Genomic DNA, 3,025 nt, shown 5'->3' with positions numbered 1-3,025 from the left:
CTCCCCCGCGTCGAGTCGTCCCTTCATGCGCCCTGAGGTGCTCAGCCGCATCCCGCTTCTTGGCAGTTGATCGGCCCAGGTGGGTCACCTGATGCGATGGGTGGGCGGGGGCGCCTAGGTTCTTGGGCATCACACAGGGGGGAGTGATGGCGAGGATGAGCACGGTTCAGCAGCCTGTCGGGGTCGGGGAGCGGGCGGCGCGGAAGCCTGATGTCGAGGGGTGGGTCGACAGGGACGGCGTTTCCGTCGCGTACAAGGTGTACGGCGACGGTGCGGCGACCGTGGTGTTGATGCCGACCTGGTCGATCGTGCCATCACGCTTCTGGAAGGCGCAGGTGCCGTATCTCGCCCGGCATTTCCGGGTGATCACGTTCGACGGGCGCGGAGCTGGCCAGTCGGATGCGCCCTCGGGCGACGGTGCCTACGCCGACCAGGAGTTCTGGTCCCTCGATGTCGGGCGCGAACTGGGTGCGGTGAGCTGCCCGGTGCTGGTCGTCCACGGGGACGACGACCGGATCCGGCCGCCCGCGGAGGGCCTCATGCTGGCCGAACTGACCGGTGGTTCGCTGGTCACGGTCGCCGGCGGCGGCCACGGCATCCCTGGCCGCGATCCGATCCTGGTGAACCGGCTGGTCAAAGAGTTCGTCGATCAGGTGTCACCGGCGCAGACGCGGCGTACCTGGGTGCGGCCGCTCAACCGCCCGAAGCGCGCTCTCTATCTCTCCTCGCCGATCGGTCTCGGACACGCCAGGCGCGACCTGGCGATCGCCGGCGAACTGAGGAAGCATCATCCGGACCTGCACGTGGACTGGCTGGCACAGCATCCGGTCACGCAGGTGCTGGACGACGCCGGCGAGCGCGTCCATCCGGCGTCGCGATGGCTGGCGAACGAATCCGCCCACCTCGAGTTCGAGGCGGACGAGCACGACCTGCACGCGTTCCAGGCGATCCGCCGGATGGACGAGATCCTGGTGAACAACTTCATGGTGTTCAACGACGTCGTCGACGGCGAGCACTACGACCTGGTGGTCAGCGACGAGGCGTGGGACGTCGACTACTTCCTGCACGAGAACCCGGAGCTCAAACGCTTCGCCTACGCGTGGATGACCGACTTCGTCGGTTGGCTGCCGATGCCGTCGGGCGGTGCTCCCGAGGCCGCGCTGACGGCCGACTACAACGCGGAGATGATCGAGCAGCGGGCCCGGTTCCGGCGGCTGCGCGACCGGTCGATCTTCATCGGCCAGCCGGACGACATCGTCGAGGACTCCTTCGGTCCGGGGCTGCCCGGGATCCGTGAATGGACCTCCGCGAACTTCGACTTCTCGGGGTACGCCACCGGGTTCGATCCGGCCGAGGTCGCGGACCGGGACGCCTTGCGGCAAAGGCTTGGTTACGCGCGGGATGCACTGCTCTGCGTGGTGACGGTTGGTGGGTCCGGCGTCGGTACTGCGCTGCTGCGGCGCGTGCTCGACGCAGTACCGCTGGCCCGTCGTCTGGTCCCGGAACTGCAGTTCGTCGTCGTGGCCGGACCGCGGATCGACCCTGCATCACTACCGCCCCGACGTGGAGTGACCGTTGCCGGCTATCTGCCGAACCTCTACCAGCACCTCGCCGCAGCGGACCTGGCCGTAGTACAAGGCGGTCTGACCACCTGCATGGAGCTGACGGCCAGCCGTACGCCGTTCATCTACGTCCCGCTGCGCAACCACTTCGAGCAGAACTTCCATGTCCGCAAGCGATTGGACCGGTACTCGGCCGGCCGCTTCCTCCCGTACGACGAGGCAGCGGACCCGAACACCCTCGCCGAGGCGATCGTCAAGGACCTCCGCCGAGAGGTCCTCTACCGCCCGGTCGAAACAGGCGGCGCCGCACGGGCAGCCGCCCTGCTCGCCGACCTCCTGTGATTTTCCGGAAGTACGCCAAAGAGAGAAAGGAACTGAACATGACCCGCTACTTGGTCGAACGCACCTTCCCGGACGGCCTGGCGATTCCCGTCAACGACAGAGGTGCCGCGGGGTTGCTGAAGGTCGTCGACGGCAACGCCGTCCACGGCGTGAGCTGGGTGCACTCCTACGTCAGCCCGGATCACAAGACCACGTACTGCATCTACGACGGCCCCTCCCCCGAGGCCATCCGCAAGGCCGCCGAAACCAACGGGATGCCGGTGGACAACATCACCGAGGTCCACGTCCTGGACCCGTACTTCTACCACTAACCGGCCGAGTCCCGCCGTACGTCGAGGGGATACGTACGGCGGGACCCTCCGGATGAAGGATCGGTCGGCATGTCACGAGCCACGGAACTGCTCACCACCGCTGAGGAAGCCGCCACTCACCTCAGAAGCGCCGAGGCGGCGAAGTGGCTCGACCAGCTGGGTGGGATCTACAGCGAGTGCGAGTGGGCGCTGGGCTGGTTGATCGACCACGACCGGACCGACGAAGCGCTCCGGCTGGCACTCGCCCTTGTCGACTTCTGGCAGTTCGCCGACAGGATCGGCGATGGTCGCGACTGGCTCGATCATGTCCTGCTCGCTCGGAGCGTCGAGGACGCCTCGCACGCTGAGGCGCTGTTCCAGGCGGGACTGCTCGCGTTCTGGCAAGGCGACGACGCGGTAGCCCGGGATCTGCATCAACGCAGCCTCGAGATCGCCAGCCGGTTGTCCGACCCGACCGGCGTTGCGCTCGCCCGGACCGGCCTCGCCCGGATCGAACTCCGGACCGACATCGGTCGCGCCCAGGCTCTGAGTCTCGAGGCGCTCGACGCGGTCTCCAGAACCAATGACCAGCGGGGACGCTCGAACGCCCTGCATCTGCTGGGCGCCGCGGCACAGATGACCGCGGACTTTCCCGAAGCGCGCGACTGGATGCTGCGACGGCTCGAACTGGCGCACGCGATGGGCGATCTCCGGACAGTCGCCGCCGAGTCCGGCAACCTGAGCATGGTCGAGCGGCAACTCGGCAACCTCACCCGAGCCAGAGAGCTCGCCGACCACGCCCTCCAGCTGGCGGATCGGCTCGGGGACAGC

The 3,025-nt window shown here is 67.6% G+C and carries 3 protein-coding genes; all 3 read left to right on the top strand.

Annotation, left to right across the window (positions count from 1 at the left end; genetic code table 11):
* Nucleotides 1-155 precede the first annotated feature (155 nt).
* Nucleotides 156-1,904: an alpha/beta hydrolase gene (locus tag VFG33_RS00030; RefSeq protein WP_325020949.1), complete on the top strand. Its 1,749-nt coding sequence runs from the start codon at nt 156-158 to the stop codon at nt 1,902-1,904.
* Nucleotides 1,905-1,942: 38 nt separating this feature from the next.
* Complete coding sequence (locus tag VFG33_RS00025; protein ID WP_325020947.1) at nt 1,943-2,215, top strand: DUF4242 domain-containing protein; 273 nt, start codon at nt 1,943-1,945, stop codon at nt 2,213-2,215.
* Between the two features lie 69 nt (nt 2,216-2,284).
* Nucleotides 2,285-3,025, top strand: a 741-nt coding sequence (locus VFG33_RS00020) for a tetratricopeptide repeat protein (protein WP_325020945.1), incomplete at its 3' end; no start/stop codon positions are given.

The organism is Kribbella sp., from assembly GCF_035687465.1.
Taxonomy (GTDB): domain Bacteria; phylum Actinomycetota; class Actinomycetes; order Propionibacteriales; family Kribbellaceae; genus Kribbella.
The sequence above is the reverse complement of the archived record's forward strand: the minus strand, read 5'-3'. Positions and strand labels throughout refer to the sequence as shown.